15 protein-coding genes and 1 tRNA gene are annotated in these 17,052 nt (G+C 52.5%); 6 read left to right on the forward strand and 10 right to left on the reverse strand.

The annotated features are described in order from the left end of the window. Positions 1-201: 201 nt before the first annotated feature. A complete protein-coding gene (locus tag AB1L42_RS19875) occupies positions 202-1,053 on the forward strand; it encodes an AraC family transcriptional regulator (RefSeq protein WP_367060333.1) in 852 nt (283 codons plus the stop codon). A gap of 68 nt (positions 1,054-1,121) precedes the next feature. On the opposite strand, the gene AB1L42_RS19880 is transcribed toward AB1L42_RS19875, so the two are convergent. From AB1L42_RS19880 to AB1L42_RS19915, 8 genes are all read right to left on the reverse strand, one after another. Beyond that, positions 1,122-1,196 (reverse strand) — tRNA-Pro (locus tag AB1L42_RS19880). A gap of 118 nt (positions 1,197-1,314) precedes the next feature. Continuing rightward, a complete protein-coding gene (locus AB1L42_RS19885) occupies positions 1,315-1,779 on the reverse strand; it encodes a hypothetical protein (RefSeq protein WP_367060336.1) in 465 nt (154 codons plus the stop codon). Between the two features lie 78 nt (positions 1,780-1,857). Continuing rightward, positions 1,858-2,325: a universal stress protein gene (locus tag AB1L42_RS19890; protein ID WP_367060339.1), complete on the reverse strand. Its 468-nt coding sequence runs from the start codon at positions 2,323-2,325 to the stop codon at positions 1,858-1,860. A gap of 270 nt (positions 2,326-2,595) precedes the next feature. Continuing rightward, the gene (gene acpS, locus AB1L42_RS19895; RefSeq protein ID WP_367060342.1) at positions 2,596-2,988 is read right to left on the reverse strand and encodes a holo-ACP synthase; all 393 of its coding nucleotides are present in this window, start codon (positions 2,986-2,988) and stop codon (positions 2,596-2,598) included. After that, complete coding sequence (locus tag AB1L42_RS19900) at positions 2,985-3,545, reverse strand: hypothetical protein (RefSeq protein WP_367060345.1); 561 nt, start codon at positions 3,543-3,545, stop codon at positions 2,985-2,987. Before AB1L42_RS19900 ends, acpS begins: the two co-directional genes overlap by 4 nt. Positions 3,546-3,880: 335 nt before the next feature. Next, positions 3,881-4,204 (reverse strand): DUF6793 family protein, encoded by a 324-nt coding sequence (locus tag AB1L42_RS19905; RefSeq protein ID WP_367060348.1) that lies wholly within the window; start codon positions 4,202-4,204, stop codon positions 3,881-3,883. 28 nt (positions 4,205-4,232) lie between these two features. After that, complete coding sequence (locus tag AB1L42_RS19910; protein ID WP_367060351.1) at positions 4,233-6,116, reverse strand: GspE/PulE family protein; 1,884 nt, start codon at positions 6,114-6,116, stop codon at positions 4,233-4,235. A gap of 79 nt (positions 6,117-6,195) precedes the next feature. Continuing rightward, positions 6,196-7,341, reverse strand: coding sequence for a PilT/PilU family type 4a pilus ATPase (locus AB1L42_RS19915; RefSeq protein WP_367060354.1), 1,146 nt, complete (start codon positions 7,339-7,341; stop codon positions 6,196-6,198). Positions 7,342-7,855: 514 nt separating this feature from the next. Between AB1L42_RS19915 and AB1L42_RS19920 the strand changes: the two genes are divergently transcribed. Then, on the forward strand, positions 7,856-8,557 hold the full coding sequence (locus AB1L42_RS19920; protein ID WP_367060357.1) for an FHA domain-containing protein: 702 nt from the start codon (positions 7,856-7,858) through the stop codon (positions 8,555-8,557). Positions 8,558-8,749: 192 nt separating this feature from the next. On the opposite strand, the gene AB1L42_RS19925 is transcribed toward AB1L42_RS19920, so the two are convergent. Next, positions 8,750-9,403 (reverse strand): DUF642 domain-containing protein, encoded by a 654-nt coding sequence (locus tag AB1L42_RS19925; RefSeq protein ID WP_367060360.1) that lies wholly within the window; start codon positions 9,401-9,403, stop codon positions 8,750-8,752. Positions 9,404-9,599: 196 nt separating this feature from the next. On the opposite strand from AB1L42_RS19925, the gene AB1L42_RS19930 reads away from it, so the two are divergent. The 4 genes from AB1L42_RS19930 to AB1L42_RS19945 all read left to right on the forward strand — a co-directional run bounded on the left by AB1L42_RS19930 (position 9,600) and on the right by AB1L42_RS19945 (position 16,091). After that, complete coding sequence (locus AB1L42_RS19930) at positions 9,600-10,100, forward strand: DUF1579 family protein (protein WP_367060363.1); 501 nt, start codon at positions 9,600-9,602, stop codon at positions 10,098-10,100. A 484-nt stretch (positions 10,101-10,584) separates the two neighbouring features. Then, positions 10,585-12,738, forward strand: a complete 2,154-nt coding sequence (locus AB1L42_RS19935; RefSeq protein ID WP_367060366.1) for an ATP-binding cassette domain-containing protein — start codon at positions 10,585-10,587, stop codon at positions 12,736-12,738. Next, positions 12,731-14,197 carry a toxin secretion protein gene (locus tag AB1L42_RS19940; protein ID WP_367060369.1) on the forward strand — a complete coding sequence of 489 codons (1,467 nt, stop codon included), beginning with the start codon at positions 12,731-12,733 and terminating at the stop codon, positions 14,195-14,197. Before AB1L42_RS19935 ends, AB1L42_RS19940 begins: the two co-directional genes overlap by 8 nt. A 202-nt stretch (positions 14,198-14,399) precedes the next feature. After that, on the forward strand, positions 14,400-16,091 hold the full coding sequence (locus tag AB1L42_RS19945; protein WP_367060372.1) for a TolC family protein: 1,692 nt from the start codon (positions 14,400-14,402) through the stop codon (positions 16,089-16,091). 76 nt (positions 16,092-16,167) lie between these two features. On the opposite strand, the gene AB1L42_RS19950 is transcribed toward AB1L42_RS19945, so the two are convergent. Beyond that, positions 16,168-16,830 carry a DUF3592 domain-containing protein gene (locus AB1L42_RS19950; RefSeq protein WP_367060375.1) on the reverse strand — a complete coding sequence of 221 codons (663 nt, stop codon included), beginning with the start codon at positions 16,828-16,830 and terminating at the stop codon, positions 16,168-16,170. Positions 16,831-17,052: the final 222 nt, after the last annotated feature.

Here is a 17,052-nt window from a genome sequence, read left to right on the forward strand (position 1 = left end):
TGAAATCAATCAGCGGTATCGCTTTGTCTAAGAATTCTACAGAGATGAACATCGCTCTGTCAGGGTCCATTCCTCCGAATCTCTTGCCTATTCCTACACACAACGCATCTTTCGAGGCTTTGTTTGCGGTGTTATCTCTACTATTCTTCCACAGAACTGGAAAGACATGAATCGACAGCAGGCCAGCAATTCATGACGAACATGCAAAAACTCATTGACCTTGCAAAGCCACTGATCACATGCGATGGATTCATCGACACTCGAATCAATCGAGCTCGACTGTTTCGCACGACCACTCCGATCCTTCGGCAACCGATCCTGTACGAAAGCTGGATTGTCGCCAACCTTCAGGGACGTAAGACCCTCTACTACTCGGACCGAACGATACAGTACGATGACAATTCAATCCTCTGCGTGACGTCGGGAAGTCCGGTGGAGTGTGCAGTAGATGCGTCACAAGAAAACCCCTTGATTGCTGTCGTGATCGATGTGCGTTTCGAAGAACTGATGAGCCTCTCAGCCCGGATGATGACTACAAAAGGGGCGAAACACACACCACCGCGCACAGTCGATATCTTTCCTTTCACTCATGATCTCAAAGAGGTCTATGGAAGACTGCTAGCGGCGCTTCACTCACCAAGTGACGCCGCGATTTTGGGTGAGTCACTCGTGCTGGAAGTCATGTACCGCGTGCTACAGAACGGCTTGGCCGATTCGCTGTCGTCAATTGCTTCAAATCGCAATTCAGCTTCGATCCTCCAGGCTCTCCGAATCATCAACGAATCTTATACCGAGGAGCTGATTGTCGAACACCTTGCCGAACGTGTAGCGATGAGCGTGTCTGCGTTTCATCAGCATTTTCGTAAGATCACGTCCGACTCCCCGTTGCAGTACATCAAGGGAGTCCGGCTCACGAAGGCTCGCCAAATGATACAAAGCGGTTCAATAACCGTCAGCGAGGTGGCCCGAAAAGTCGGCTATGAAAGCCCGTCGCAGTTCAGTCGAGAATACAAACGATACTTTGGACTCTCGCCTACCGAGGACCGAACATAAGCATTCTCGGTCCTAAATACTGAGCATTCTTCAAGTTTGATCTGGGTCACTGAATTGACCCAGGTTAGTCGGGGCGACACGATTTGAACGTGCGACCTCCTGCTCCCAAAGCAGGCGCTCTAGCCAAGCTGAGCTACGCCCCGTGTGGTGGTGGACAAAGGATAGGCAGAGAAGGTTCGTCTCGTCAATCAAACATGACGGCTGAATTTGCGAAAATCGACGAAGATGCAATCTCTGCCGAAGCTCGACGGGAATTCATCGTCAAGTTTCGATCGGTTCGTATTGAGCGGTCAGTTTTTCGACGGCGATGTCGGGACTCATGTTGAACAAGGCTTTGCCACCGGTGCCCCAGACGCCGTCCTGATAGTGGAAAACTGCCGAAGCGTCTCGGATATCGCCGACAGCTGCGATGTCTTCCATGTCTCCTCCCTCGATTGCCTCAAAATGGATTTCGACAGAGGAGAAGGCGGTGAGGAGATTCGTGTTGCGATCTCGAGCGAAGTAGACGGGGTCTTTCCAGTCGCACTCAGTCCATCGGAGTCCGCGTGGTTTCCCTTGAGCAGCTGCGAGTTCGAAGAATTTGGCTTCCAGAACTTCTCGCCGGACGCGAAATAGATCAATCGCCCGCTGCGTTTCTTTCGATCGAATCCATTCGACGAACGCGGGAGCTTTGATCAGCATGATCACCAGCAACAATACGAGGGATCCAACGATCCAGTAAAACATCAAACTCAAGCCTCAAAAGTTTTCGAAGTTCATCTTTCAACGCGATTCTCAAGCAGAGCGAGCAGACCGTCGCAACTATCAGGGCATGACAAAATCATGTCCCTCCGGGCGGACCGTCAACACTGGACAGGTTGCTTTCCGTACGACTTTCTCTGCCACGCTTCCCATCAACGCCTGAACGAGACCGGATCGACCATGCGTCCCGATCACGATCATGTCGATGTCCTGCTCTTTCGCATATCGAATGATTTCCAGGAAAGGTGTTCCGGTCACGACAACTCGCTCGATGTCCACGCCCTTCGCCATTTCAGGTGATGGAAGTGACTCAATGGCTCGCCGTGAACTCTCTGCCAGTTCCTGAAAATACGGAGGAGAAAGCGCGGTCGCCATGCCCGGTTCCGGAACGATCGGATAGAGATCTTCGACGACGTTGATCAGGTGAACTTTGGCTTCAAACTTCCGAGCGAATTCGCACCCATACCGCAGAGCGTGTTGACTGAACTCGCTGAAATCCGTCGGAATCAGGATCTTCTTCAAGTTGATCATGGCTGCGCTTCCCTCAATCGAATCACAGATGGTTCGAACGACTTCATTTCAGATCAGTGAATGCCGTCCGCTCGTTGATTGACGTCGATGACTCCACGACACAAAGTCAACGATTCAATCACTGCCTCGATTTTACCAAACCTCAAGCTGAAGTTCTTCCATTTCAGCCATTCTCAGAATCGGGCAGAAAGATGCTGCGTCAATTCGAAGATCAAGACAGGGGAGTGCAAACTCGTCACGACGTACTGAGACGTTTCCGCACGTGATGCATCAACTGTGGCGACTGTGCTGCAGGGCGATTGCGGTCGCTGTGGCGTATGCGCGGCAGTGTGAGATGGTGATCAGAACTTCATCGATCCCCTTCAGCTTGGCGACTTGCCCTGCACCGCCGGAAAGATCGATCACTGGTTCGCCGGAGGGTTTGTTATGAACCTGAATGTCTTTCCACCCGACTCCTTTCGTGAAGCCGGTTCCCAGCGTTTTCATCACCGCTTCTTTGGCAGCCCAGCGACCGGCATAGTGCTGAATGGCTTCTTTATGACGCTGACAGTACTTGATCTCAGTTTCTGAGTAGACCCGCTGCAGAAAGAGTTCACCGTGTCGTTCGATCATTTCACCGATTCGAACAATCTCGACAATGTCAGTGCCCAGTCCCACAATCACGTTTCAATTTCCTTCGTTGTCGTATCCGAAGCCAATGGCGTTCTCCAAACCATCAAGCTTGCAAGGGTCGCTGCACAAATCAGTTCGAGGCTCCAGAACACGATGGAAAGATTTTCCGCTGACTTTCCAATTTTCGAGTATCTGAACTTCAGGTAGTCGTTAAAACGCGGTTGCAAATTGCGGCGCTCTTGCCGGTATCGTTCTACAAGTTCTGGATCATCACTCGCCATTTCTTCTGCAAGATTGAGCATGGCAAGTTGTTCCGGGTCGTTTTCAATCTGTTGGCTGCGCGCTGCCTTCAATTGCTGGAAGGAAGCCCAAGCGAGTTGTGTTCCTCCGATGAGCACAACCACGAATGCAATCACGGGCAGAAAACGACTGCGATTGAGTTCAAATTCGCGTGCCAACCGACCGAACGCCATCCCGGAGAGAACTCCGAAAATCAGGTATATCAATCCGATGCGACGCATCGACTGCGGGGCGTAGGCGAAAGCAATTGCAAGAGCCAGAACGATTCCCAAACTTGAAAGCGACCACAGTAAGAAGCGAACTTTCATCAGTAAACCGTGATCCTCCTGATTCGTGAATCGGGTTCAGCAGGTACGCTGAAACCACTCCGGCCAGGAACGCTTCGAACTGACGGAGACTGCGATGTGCGATAAGCTGAGCAGAGTAGCCGACAGACCCTCGAAAGGGAAATCACCGCCCTCGAAGAGATTTCAGATGTGAAATTGAACTTGGGAATTCAATCAGTCTCACGAGACACTCTTCGAGTTTCGATTCGAAGAGCGACATCCCGAGCATGCGGAGCGTGAATCCGTCCCTGGTCCGCCCCGCGTCGGAATCATTCATCAATGTGATGGATCGATATGAACGTGTTCAGAATTGTGAGCTACCAGCCCAGCGACATGTTTGTTTCGATTGCAAGTTGCGCTTCGTGCAGGTCAGTTCCGGTTTCTTGGCGATATAACCGAATCGCATGAACTTTGTCGCCGGCCGCTTTCGCAAGGCAGTCGCGTGCTGTGTTACACGGATCGGTTGAGTTTTCGATCCCCAGGAGTCGCTTTGAAATGACCCAGACATCGCGAGGTCGCTGGTGAACCCGTTTCACCGATTCGCCAGGGTAATTCTCTTCGGCGAATTGGAGTGCGCCTTCTCGGTCGTCTGCCCACCCGATCATGATGTGAGCGTCAGTCTCAATTTCGAATAGCGGCATCGTTCTGGACCTTTTGTTTAGAGATCAGCTATTTGACAACCCTCGTAATTTCGTCGACGGAAGTAACTCCCCGTACGACTAACCTTAGTCCTTCCTCTTGCATGTAAAGCATCCCGTCTTTACGTGCTTCGTTTCGAATGGCGGACATCGTGGCCGTGCTGCGAATCATGTCTCGAATCCTGTCAGTAATCATGAGGAGTTCGAAGACGCCAACTCGTCCATAGTATCCCAATCCGCCGCACTTGGTGCAAACCGTCGGAGACTTCACCGGCGGACGGAAGAACTCCTTAACCTTCTCCGGTGGCAATCCCACAGCTTTCAAGAGTTCTGCCTTGGGACGATACGATTCCCGACACCGAGTGCAAAGTCGACGAGCAAGTCGCTGTGAGAGAACAGCAGAGATCGACGTGGAAATCATGAATGGTTCCACATCAAGATCGAGCAAACGATAGAGCGCGGTGATCGTGTCATTCGCGTGAATTGTCGAGAAAACCATGTGGCCAGTATTGGCTGCCTGACATGCGATTTTCGCTGTCTCGGTATCTCGAACTTCCCCGATCATCACGACGTCGGGGTCCTGCCTCAAGATACTTCGCAAAGCCTGGCCGAAGGTGTTTCCGGACTTTGTGTTGACTTCGATTTGAGTGACGTCGGGCATCAAATACTCGACCGGATCTTCAACAGTAATAATGTTGCGTTCACTCGAATCCAGGTCGTTCAGACAGGCATACAGAGTCGTCGATTTACCAGCCCCGGTTGGTCCGCAAACAAGCATCAGTCCATGCGGCTGATGAATGACTTTTTCGAGATTGCGCTGCATTTGTTTACGCATCCCGAGTTCTTCGACCCTGCCCACTGAGTTGGACTGATCGAGAATACGCATACTCAGCTTTTCGCCATGCCGAGTTCCCTGTGAAGCGACACGAAAGTCAATTTCGCGACCTTCGACGATCGCTCCGAAACCGCCGTCCTGCGACCGCCTCTTCTCGGTGATGTCGATCGCACACAGCACTTTGAAGATGTTGATGACCGCATCGCCGACAGCTTTGTCGAACGGTTCGGCAGGATACATGACGCCATCGATTCGGACACGAATCCCGAGCTCTTCGTCTTTCGGTTCCAGATGGATGTCGGTCGCCCGCCGTTGAATCGCGTCGTAGACGAGTTCTTTGGCAGCGACATAGCCACGCGATGATTCCACCTGACGTGTTCTAGCTTCGTCACGTCGTCCGGTTTTCGTTTTTCCAACGAACTGGATTGGCGGTCCGGTAGTCGTTTCGCCCTTTTCACCGCCGCCAATATGAATTCCAACTTTGGCGAGCTGCCGCGTTGTCCACCGAGCAATATGGTCCGGCGTCATCACACGTCGACCGGCGGGGACGTTCTCATTTCGTTCGCGAATGTAGAGCCCCAGGGGAGCACCAATCGCCGAGAGAGTCATTAGAAACCCGACGGGAAAGAGCGGCACCAGCAGTGCCGCGGGAATCCCGATCACCCCTCCGGTGGTCATGCAGCCATTCCAAAACTGCGGGCGAATATGAAGGTCTCGACCGTCATCGTGCACCCACCTCGAGGAGTGAATCCACAACGCAAACACGACAAGGAGGCAACCAAACTTTAACAGCGAGAGATAAAACCCGACTTGCGGCGTTTGAACAACACGTAGCCCGTAATCGGGTCGACTTGGAATTGCATTCCCGCGAATGAAAGGATCAACCGGCACGGCATACCGTTCGACTTCGACTGCACTATCGGCAGCCACGTCGGGAACTGGTTCATTGATCGGAGCTGGAGGCGGAACAGCCACTGGCTCTTGTGCATGAGCAGAGGGGAATAACACCCCTCCTCCCACAAACTGGCCCAACACAACCAAAACGATCTTCAGATGCGGAATACGGAAGCTAGCGAACACGATCTTCCTGTTTCTTGTTTCAGAAGAGTGTACGAACTTGCGAAATGTTCCGCGCAGGTTAGCAGAATTTTGGCTCGGACTACAGGATCGCGGAGGCTTTGACGTCGATTCCTTTGATCATCATTTTGAGTTCTTCCACGTTTGGAGAAATCTCAAACGCTGCCGCTCGACTCACATATTCTTCAGTGATGAATTTATAGAGCGAGTCGTTGAACAACTGCATTCCTTCATCTTTTCCAAGTCGGATCGCAGCAGAAAGCTTTTCGTCTTTCTGCTCAAGCACAAGTTTTCGCACGGTTGGATTGAACCGCATGATTTCCACGATCGGAACTCGCGAAGGCTTATCGACAATCGTTTTCAGAAGCTTCTGACCGACGATAGCTTTCATATTCATCGCCATACTGGCTCGAATAGCGCTGTGCATCGCTTGTGGGAAGAGATCGAGAATACGACCGATCGTACCCGGAGCACTCGAAGCGTGAATCGTTCCGAACACCAGGTGACCGGTTTCCGCAGCGTGAATCGCGGTTTCGAACGTTTCCGCGTCTCGCAATTCACCGACGAGCATGATGTCCGGGTCTTCTCGCACAGCATGTTTCATCGCGATATGGAAGTCGATCACGTCCATCCCGATTTCGCGTTGATTGATCAGACACTTGTCAGGCGTGTAGACGAATTCGATCGGGTCTTCGATCGTCAAAATGTGCTTGCGATAGTTGTGATTCACCCAGTTGAGCATCGAAGCGATGGTCGTCGACTTACCAGAACCAGTCACCCCGGCCAGCAACACCATCCCTTGATCATATTTGCACAATTCTTCCATGACAGGCGGAAGATAAAGCCCTTCGAACGGCGGAATCGATTGCTCGACTTTTCGAGCCACCATTCCAGGCAGGCCAAGCTGCTTGAACAGATTGACACGGAAACGCCAATCGTTGCCCTCAAAAGGGACAATGTGAGCGAAGTCCGCTCCGCCATCCCGCTCGAAGATCATTTTGTTTCGATCGTCCATCACCTCGTAGAACATCGACCAAAGCTGCTGCTCAGTCAGCGGAGGCATGGTCAGCTCGCGAATCGTTCCGCGAATTCGAAGCATCGCGGGTTTCTCAGCCTGCAAATGCAAGTCGGACGCTTCATGTTTGATTTGAAGTTTGAAGAGCTTGTTGACTTCCGGCTCGCGAGCCTTCTTCTCTGCAACGGTTTCAACCGGAGAATCAGTAGACATTTCCACACTCCATGAAGTGGTCGAAGAACGACTTTGATTTAGATGCGATGAGGAAAGTTCGGGAACAGTGAGAACCGTCTGTTGCCTCCGAGGAAGAATTGTAGCACGCCCCACGACATCAGGAAATCATCGGATTCTCATTTGGACGAGGACGAATTGAAAACCTCCAGCAGTTTCGCAGGGTGCTGATCGCACCTGAAGTTCTCATATTCACTCAACCATTTTGCCGCAGGTTTTGCGTCCTGCCCTTCCCTCGGCGTTCGCGTTTGGGCTGGTCTTCTCGAAACAATCAGCGGAGCGAGTTTCTTTGGAATTCCGCGGACATTTGCCACTTGTCCGTTTGGGCGAAATTTGACAGAAATGCCGTCTCTTCCGAATTTTCCCTGTCGGGAAGGAATGCTTTCGGTCGACACCAGAAGTGTGTTCACCCATGAAGAACGAAAAACTGGCTGCGCAAGTCGCGACCGAGGACACTCCATTTTGCGAAATCTGTCCTGATTGACAGGGTTGATGTATGAACAATCCGAACCCCCAGGGACGTGAGTTCCGGCTTCGCATCGAGCGTGGTAACACCAAGTTTCCGAATCGACCTATTCATTCGGACCGCTTTCTCATCGGAGCAGGCACAAACTGCCATCTGCAACTTGGCGGCGAAATGCCGATTCTGCACAGTGTGATCGTGACCAATGGAGACGCACTCTGGATTGACGCAGTCGTCGCCGAACCTCCGCTTCTGATCAACAGAAATCCAACTCGCGAAGGTCCACTCAGCGCTGGCGACTTAATCGAAATCGGCCCGTTCGTTTTTCATGTCGAATCCAAACCAATCGCCGAAGCTGCCTCATCCGATGACGCAGATGACGAGCCGGTCGACTTGAGTGAACTCAGCGCAGATGAACTCGTCGACCTGATGCAGTCTGAGATTGATTCTCTCGCCGCTGTCGAACAATCGCGTCGAACAGGTGCCTCAGCCCTGCTCCGTGCCCTCGCCCGCATTGAGGACTCAGCTCCAAGCGCACACATGCAGGAGACTGAAGAGGAACTCGCTTCTCGAAGTGATCGAGAGAACGAACTTCGGAGAATCGAAGAAGAACTCGACGCACGCTCCGCTCGGCTTCAGGCAGCCCAGGATCGCCTTGCAGAGATGTTGCAAGCCCTCGCTTCCAGACAACCTTCTGATGATGGTGAAGACGATTCGATGCGATTGACCGCTTGAGCGATTCTCTTCCGAATCGTGAATGGAATTCGCACCGTTCTTGGGGTTAATGAGCGAAAAGGTGTGCACTCCTGCAGGCCCTCGGATGATCTCAGATTCCGATCAAGCATTGACGAACTCTCTCATCCACAAAAAAAGGAAGACCGACGAGTGTCAGTCTTCCTTGGTCTCCAAACTGAATTATCACTCAGTTTACGACTTCGCTGTTGATCGACGGCGGACAACTCGTCCACCAGCTCCAGCCAGGGCAATTCCAAAGAGTGCCATCGTTGACGGTTCAGGCACGACTGGAGAGTTCGATGCTGTCACTGTCACGTCATCTAAAGCCAAGTTTGCGAACCCGCCGCCTGATGTGTTTTGCAGCTGCAATGTCGAGGTCAAGCTTGTCGCGATGAATTTCAGGGTGTTACCAGCAACCCAATCGTTCGAATTGTCGGGAGTTGAGGAGGTCGTTGAACCGAGCAAGTTCAGTCCATCAAATGCACTGGCAACAATTGTCGAAAGACCGGTCCCTTGAATTGTTGCAATCTGGAAATCGACGCTGTACTCCTGCCCAATCACCGTGTCGAAAGTCTGTGAAATCAGACCACCTGATGCACCGTTGTGACCGAACGACAGAAACTGATCGCCATCTGCTGCAGCAATATTGGAAGTGGTGTTCACGCCACGTTCCAGCAAGATGAATCCACCGGAACTTGTCCAGTTGTCGAGATTCGATAGGCTAACTCGGCTTGGACCCGCCTGTGCCTGCGACTCGAAGCTTCCGTTCAAGAACATTCCTCCCTCGACAGTCGTCGAGAGAACAATCGCTCCGAACAGAGCCAAAGTTGAAACCGTACTTCGCATTGTCTTCCTCTTCCTAAGCTTTTCGAAGGCTCGGTAGACCCGACAAGACGAATCGAGATACAATCCTCACCTTCTGTCTAGACCCATTTGTGATGTTTGCCATACTCTTGGAACAGACTACCTGCGTCAACAATTCCACCTAGGCTTCCTATTTTTTGTAAAAGAAATTGGTCGCAATGTTAAGGGAGTGGAGCAGATGAGTACTTCCGCAAACACTCAACATTCTGAACTCGCCAATCAGTGGTTCGATCGCTTGTGTGGATCGTGGACCGGGAGTTGCCGAACTTGGTTTGAACCAGGTCAGCTTGCGGATGAGTCTCCAATCCAAGGGCACTTCGAAAAGACAATTGGAGGCAACTTTCTCCGTCATCACTACACAGGTCAAATTCGAAACTCTCCGCGGGTCGGTGAAGAACTTTTCGTTTTCAATCCGGTCGGTGCGACGATCGACGTGAGTTGGGCAGACTCATTTCACATGAGTACATCGGTCATGCTATCTCGCGGGACGCTGACACAAGAGACACTCGACGTGACTGGTCAATACATGACCGGAGTTGATACTCCCGACTGGGGGTGGAGAACCGTTTATGACCTCATCAGTTCCGACGAGTTGATCATCACAGCTTACAACATCAGCCCGGAAGGCGAGTCCGCTCAAGCGCTCGAAACGAAGTACCGTCGCAGCGGTAAAGCTTGAATGCCGCGAGAACAGTCGTCTCGAAGTCTGCCATGCGGCGAACTCGCCGATCTCTCCTGTGAATTTGCGTTCCCTCTTGTGACTTTGCACGAGAAACAATTCACAGAGATCAACCGGGCCTCCTCGGATTCTGTAAGCCTCAGCGACGATGCACTGTCGAACGCATTAAACATTGCAATTGGAAGTCACTGTTCTTCTTTGCAGGAAAGTGACCTCTCGGTCGCCGAAGAGTTCATTGATGGGCTCCAGAATCACCGACAACTCTCGAGCGCAACACACTATCTTCAAACAACTTAAGAACGACATAAAATTGCGACACTACGTCTTGAACACAAGTCGTGAAGAAAACACCTCTGTCCATCTCATGAACACTGCTCAATTTTCTCCGATTCAGTTATTTGCAATGTGCCTCAAAGACCTATCAGGCTAAAATCCCTCAAAGCACCGCAGGTGCTGCCAGAACCGCTATCGATGGGAGCAAACAGTGAATGTGGTGACACGAACAGACTCGCCAGTCGACTTACAGGATGGAATCGAACTGACGAAGATCTATTCGGAACTCTTGTTCAATTCACGAGAGGAAGTTGACCGTCTTCAGGTCCGCCGAATTGTCGATATCTCCATCGCAGACCGAATTGATCCTCAACACGACGCCTGGTGGGGTTGGGTCTCCGAAGCTGGACGCGGACTCGGTCTAAAAGTCAAATCAATCAGCTGTGACTGGGATGAGTTCATTAGTCTGGCCCGCGAAGGGGCTACGGTGATCGCCAAAGCTCCTGACGACGGTGGATTCTTCGGCGTCACGAGCACAAATGGCCGAACGCTGCTCATCAGCAATCCTAGAGATGATGGCCGCTTCGTTCGAACGACTCCCGGAGCCATCAGGAAGCGTCTTCCAGTCGACCCCGAGACAGGCTTGGTCAACACAGTCGTTGTCGAACCGCTGGTGGCTCTCTCAGCAGTCCCGGGACGAGCGACACGACCTTTAAACCGCTTTATCGCACTGCTGCGTCCCGAACTCGCAGACGTTTACATGATTCTCGTCTTCGCGATTGTCATCGGCGTTCTGACGATGGCTGTTCCGTTGGCGATTGAAACCTTGGTCAACACGGTCGCGTTCGGAAGCTACCGTCAACCGGTGATCGTGCTGGCCCTCATCCTATTTTCCTTTCTCGCCTTCTCAGCCGCGCTTCGAGCTGTTCAAACGTTCGTAGTCGAGGTCATTCAAAGACGACTCTTCGTCCGCGTCGCTGCGGATATCGGGTATCGCATTCCCCGGGTCGATGTGAAAGCCTTCAACGGGGTCAGTCCTCGAGAACGAGTGAATCGCTTCTTCGATATCGTCACCGTTCAGAAAACAGCTGCCCAGTTTCTGCTCGATGGTGTGACTCTCGTGATGAGTACCGCGATCGGTATGGCTGTCCTCGCGTTCTACCATCCCTGGCTTCTGGGGTTCGACCTTGTCCTTCTCGCACTGATTGCGTTCATCATTCTCGTTCTCGGTCGCGGGGCGGTCGCCACGAGCATCAAAGAATCCAAGTCCAAATACAAAATCGTCGCCTGGCTGGAAGATTTAGCTGAGTGTCAAACCGCGTTCCGCTATCGGGGCGGAGCCGATTTCGCGATCGAACGCACGGATCACCTCGCCCAAGAGTATCTCGACGCCCGGCAGAAACACTTCCACATCGTCTTTCGCCAAATCCTCTTTGCTCTCGGAATGCAGGCCGTTGCAAGTACCGCACTCTTGGGGTTGGGTGGATGGCTTGTTGTGGCTGGAGAACTTACGCTGGGACAACTTGTCGCAGCAGAATTGATCGTGACGATCATCGTTGGCTCGTTTGCCAAACTCGGTAAGCACATGGAATCTTTCTACGACCTGATGGCGTCGGTCGACAAACTCGGTGAACTCTTTGACCTGCCTGTCGAAGAAGACGGAGGACTCTCATCGCGGCCGACTTCTCTCGAACTCAGTCTCGTCGTGAAGAACGTCAAGCATAAGGGCATCAAGTCCGCGTCGAAACCTATCTCGACGATCATTCGAGGCGGAGAACACCTCGCTCTCACCGGTGACGACGAAGGTGGCAAGACAACCTTCCTGGACCTGTTATTCGGGCTTCAGGAGTCCGAGAGCGGATACATCACCGTCAACGGGACCGACGTTCGAGAGATTCGCCTGGAAACTCTTCGACACGCGCATGCCCTTGTGCGTCACGTCGAAGTTTTCTCAGGAACCGTCGCAGAAAACGTACACTTGCAACGTCGCAACGTCACCATGGACGACACGCGAATTGCCCTGACGGCTGTCGGTCTCCTCGACGAGATTCTCGAGCTGCCTGATGGAATTGAAACTCAACTCTCATCCACTGGGTTTCCGCTGACGATCAATCAGCAGCGTAAGCTGATGCTCGCACGATCCATCGCAGGGAATCCAAGTTTGCTGCTGATCGATGGACTGCTCGACGGGTTCTCCGACGCCGACATCGAATTCATCGGGAAGGTCATCTTCGCACCAAATGCCTCATGGACGGCGGTCGTCGCGACCGGGCGACAAGCTCTCTCTTCAAAAGCCCAAAACGAACTCAGCTTTGGTGATCTCCCAGCAAAGCAATCTTTGAACTCGGGAAAAATCAATGGGTAAGACAGAATTCCAAAACGCCCCCAAAATTGTGTCACAGCCCAGGCGCGTCCTCGCTCCAGTTGCATACAACGAAGTGGACATGCCAGCCTTGCGACTGGTCCGTTCATCGAGGTTGTTCCGTCGAGTCGCCACCATCTTGTTCATCGGCTTGGTAACCACGATTTTCGTGATGGCATTCGCACCCTGGCAACAGTCGATCAAAGGATCCGGGAGTGTGGTTGCTTTTGCTCCGGGTGAACGGCAGCAGGTCATCGAGGCGCCCATCAAAGGTCGCATTATTCGATGGGGCGAAGACATTCACGAAAACGCGCGCGTCGTCGAAGGCCAGGTTATCGCCGAGATTCAAGACCTCGACGAGCAATATGCAATGCGACTCCAACAGCAACTCGAACGGGGCCGGGAGCGCGTCCAATCAGCTCAAGACCAACTGAACGCCAGCAACCGAGCACTCGACGCAGCCCACACCGTCGTTGAATCGTTCGAAGAACAGGTCATCGCCTACACGGAAGTGAAAGCCGAGACAATCGCCGCTCAGGATGCTTACGTCGAACAAGCTCGGGAAAAAGTCCGAGGTCTCGAGAATCAGCTCACCGAATACGCTTCGCACATTCCGCAGCTTGAAGCTGAAGCATCGCGAATGGAAACCTTGTACAACGAGGGAAACATCGCTCTTCAAAAAGTTCAGGAAGTGCAGGCGAAACTCTCTGCCCAACGCGCCAAGGTCGAAAAGGCTCGTACCGATATCGCTGCCGCTTCAAAAGAACTCGAAGCAAAGATGTCAGAGCGAGTCGCCAAAATTGCTAAAGCGCAAGTCGACATTGATTACGCCAAAGCTGCCGTTCGCAAAGCAACTGCAGACATGGAGAAAGCCAAAACTGAAGTTGCCAAAGTGACCCAAGAGATGGCGAAAGCTCAGGCCGACGTTTACAAACTCGAATCTGATGTCTCACGACAGGCAAATCAGACCGTCATGGCCCCATTCGACGGTTTTGTCGTTCAGATTACTCCCAACTTCGGAACCGGAGTTCTCAAGGAAGGAGACCCGATCTGCACCATCGTCCCCGATACCAAAGACCGAGCCGTGCAAATCTGGCTCAAAGGGAACGATGCTCCGCTCGTCGAACCGGGACGTCATGTCCGACTTCAGTTCGAAGGATGGCCCGCTGTCCAATTCGCCGGATGGCCGTCCGTTGCTGTCGGAACATTCGGCGGCGAGGTGGTTTCTGTCGATTCAATCGACGACGGGAAAGGGAAGTTTCGAACACTGATTCGACCAGTCAAACTAGAAGACTGGCCGGATGACCGCTATCTGCGTCAGGGAGTGCGAGCGAACGGCTGGGTCATGCTCGATGTCGTTCCTCTCTGGTACGAAGTCTGGCGACAGCTCAACGGATTCCCTCCGGTTGTCACCGATCGGGAAGAAGACGAGAAGCCGGCCAAGCCTCCGCTGCCCAAATAGAAAATAGGCAGCCTCGGAGCACCAGTGAGCCTGGGAAGACTTTTCCGGGAATATGGGTTCATCTGATCATTTGTTTCAGGAGATTCCAAGTGGAACTGCGTTCGTCCTTCAAATCTGGACGAATGATTCCACAGGGAGCGCCCGTCATAGACGGTCTCCCTGACTGCGCGCTACGTGCGGGAATTTCTCGAAAGGCAAAGGAATGTCAGCCCAGCACTGGTTGAGTTTAAGCTGCATACTCGTCCTCATGGGATGCGTTCAATCGCGGAACGTCGTCACTCAGACTTTGGGACTGGAATCAACTCCGACAGGAAAGCAGCAAGCCACTCGTTCCGAAACAGTCAACAAACCCGCGAACGAATCCAGCTCTGCCGATACTATTCAGTTGGCATCTCTACAGGTTCCAGAAGCAGAGCCTGTTCCGACACCGACTCAGCCACCGGAGGAAGCTGCAGACAACAGAGCTCCCGATGTTCCGCAGCCAGAGCTCCCGCAACCGACCGACGAAGAACTCTTCTTACCGCCGGATTTGACGGGTGATCCTCCGGAGTCTCAAACCGGTCAGGAACTCTATCTGGATGCTGTGATCAACTCGGTCTATCAGTCGTACCCCAAGCTTCAGTCGGCACTCTTTGAAAGAAATGTCGCCAACGGAAACTACCTCGCAGCGTGGGGCGAGTTCGACACCAAGCTTAAGGGAGCATCCGAAACCGGCAACTTCGGTTTCTACGAAACTTATCGCAACAACATCGGCGTCGTACAACCACTCTTCGGAGGATCGGATGTATTCGCTGGATACCGAATCGGACGAGGCGATTTCCAGCCGTGGTATAAAGAACGCCAAACCGACGATGGCGGAGAATTTAAGGCTGGCATCGCAGTTCCTCTTGCTCAGGATCGTACGATTGATGCCCGACGAACTGACGTCTGGACATCTTCCATTCAGCGGGAAATTGTTGAGCCAGAAATTCAGGCTCAGCTCATCGCATTCGTGGAACAAGCTTCCTTCGCGTACTGGGAATGGGTCGCTGCTGGACGTCAATTACGAATCGTCGAAGAGGTCCTCAGAATTGCTGACGATCGGAACGATCGGATCCGCCGGCAGGTGGAAGAAGGGTTCCTCGACCCTCCTGAATATACGGACAACCTGCGTTTGATGGCTGATCGACGAGCCAAACAGGCTAGTGCCTTGCAGAAGGTTCAGGAAAAGGCGATCAAGCTTTCGCTTTACTACCGCGACTTCAACGGCCAGCCGATTATTCCTGATCTGAAGGAACTTCCAGTCTTTCCGGAAGTCAAAGCAATTGACGCTCAGGACCTCGACAGCGATATCTACATCGCGCTTCAAAACCGCCCGGAGCTGAGAATCTTCGACTTCGTGCGGCGGCAGCTGGATGTGGAACATGCTCAGGCTGCGAACCTGATGCGACCAGAGGTCGATGCAGTTTTCGTCGCTTCCGATGATGTCGGAGCCCCTGCATCTTCGAAGCGTGATAAATCACGATTCGAATTCGACGCTGGTGTGTACGTCTCTGTTCCAATTCAGCGACGTAAAGCGATTGGAAAGATGCAGTCGATCGAAGGCAAAGTGTCTCAGGTACTCGCCAAGCGTCGGTACGCCACCGACCAGATTGCTGCCGAAGTCAGAAGTGCCTACGTCGCTCTCGAACAGTCCCGAGTCCAGGTCATTCAAGCTCGTGAAGCAGTGCGGCTGGCTGTCGATCTTGCCCGACGTGAAGCTCGAAACGAGGAACTCGGACTCTCAGACATGTTGAAAGTCTCATTGCGAGAACAATATGCTCAGGAAGCAGCAGACAAAGAAGTTGCAGCCCTACTGACATACTTTGAAGCTCAGGCAGCTTATCGCGCCGCTTTGGCCGTCGACCGACTTTAAGGCAAGACTCACACCATCTGCGATCGGCCGCACTCGCGAACTGCTTGTCGCTGGCAGATCGAGTCATCGAAGAACTCTAACCCTGGTTCTTGAAGTACTTCGCCGACTGAAGTTCTGAGAAGTGCCGATCGGAATTCTCTGGCGTACTCGGAACAATCTCCATCGCCTCATCGTCGTACTTCGATTCAATCATGCCAATTACGCTTGACAGAATTGTCACGATCACGATTCCAACGAACGCGAAACAAATCCCGCCGATTACGACCGTCATCGGATTCGTATCGATGTTGGAGCCTTTGGAAAGCATCGCCTCCTCGGGATTCTCAGGGTTGTAATAGACCGGAACTTCCTTCCCGATCGGGAAATTGTTCAGCAGCGCCGCAGCTGGGATTCGCTTGCTGAATGCTTGTTTCCCAATGAGATGAATTCGATCTGTCGTGTATGCTTTTCCGTCAACTTCGAACTCTGCAAGCACACGGGCAACGTAATCGGTCGTCGTCACTTTCGTGATGCGTTTCCCGATCATGACAGTCGATTCTTCCTCGCGAGTTTCGACTTCAGATTTGACGACTTTCCCATTCACCGATGGCCAGTTGCCACCGTCGTCAGTCTTCTCTTTGACCATCGCCACACCGAGTGGACCAACGACACCGCTCAGGATACCGAATCCCACGAGGACATAGGCTGCAAACCGATAAACTTTCAGCTTGCGAATTCGATAGACGTCGAGAGGGTCCATGGGAAATCCCGGAGTGCGTTGTGTTTTCTGACGGTCCCGGAAACGACGCGCGTCGCTTCACGCTTCAACATGGGTCAAAACAGTCGAAAAACTCTAGCTCACAAAGATTCACGTGCCGTGATCGAGTCACCAGAACGCGTCAATTTGAGTGGCTCGTTCAGATTGAGGAGGTTATTCAGGCTGAAAAGCAAAAACGACGTTAAGTTTCAGGCGGAATTGAAG

The organism is Thalassoglobus sp. JC818, from assembly GCF_040717535.1.
GTDB lineage: Bacteria > Planctomycetota > Planctomycetia > Planctomycetales > Planctomycetaceae > Thalassoglobus.

Coding starts and splice junctions, on each gene's coding strand:
- AB1L42_RS19940 (WP_367060369.1), top strand. CDS start 12,731: ATGGGTAAGACAGAATTCCAAAACGCCCCCAAAATTGTGTCACAGCCC.
- AB1L42_RS19945 (WP_367060372.1), top strand. CDS start 14,400: ATGTCAGCCCAGCACTGGTTGAGTTTAAGCTGCATACTCGTCCTCATG.
- AB1L42_RS19890 (WP_367060339.1), bottom strand. CDS start 2,325: ATGATCAACTTGAAGAAGATCCTGATTCCGACGGATTTCAGCGAGTTC.
- AB1L42_RS19900 (WP_367060345.1), bottom strand. CDS start 3,545: ATGAAAGTTCGCTTCTTACTGTGGTCGCTTTCAAGTTTGGGAATCGTT.
- AB1L42_RS19925 (WP_367060360.1), bottom strand. CDS start 9,403: ATGCGAAGTACGGTTTCAACTTTGGCTCTGTTCGGAGCGATTGTTCTC.
- AB1L42_RS19920 (WP_367060357.1), top strand. CDS start 7,856: ATGAACAATCCGAACCCCCAGGGACGTGAGTTCCGGCTTCGCATCGAG.
- AB1L42_RS19885 (WP_367060336.1), bottom strand. CDS start 1,779: ATGTTTTACTGGATCGTTGGATCCCTCGTATTGTTGCTGGTGATCATG.
- AB1L42_RS19930 (WP_367060363.1), top strand. CDS start 9,600: ATGAGTACTTCCGCAAACACTCAACATTCTGAACTCGCCAATCAGTGG.
- AB1L42_RS19905 (WP_367060348.1), bottom strand. CDS start 4,204: ATGCCGCTATTCGAAATTGAGACTGACGCTCACATCATGATCGGGTGG.
- AB1L42_RS19875 (WP_367060333.1), top strand. CDS start 202: ATGCAAAAACTCATTGACCTTGCAAAGCCACTGATCACATGCGATGGA.
- AB1L42_RS19950 (WP_367060375.1), bottom strand. CDS start 16,830: ATGGACCCTCTCGACGTCTATCGAATTCGCAAGCTGAAAGTTTATCGG.
- AB1L42_RS19915 (WP_367060354.1), bottom strand. CDS start 7,341: ATGTCTACTGATTCTCCGGTTGAAACCGTTGCAGAGAAGAAGGCTCGC.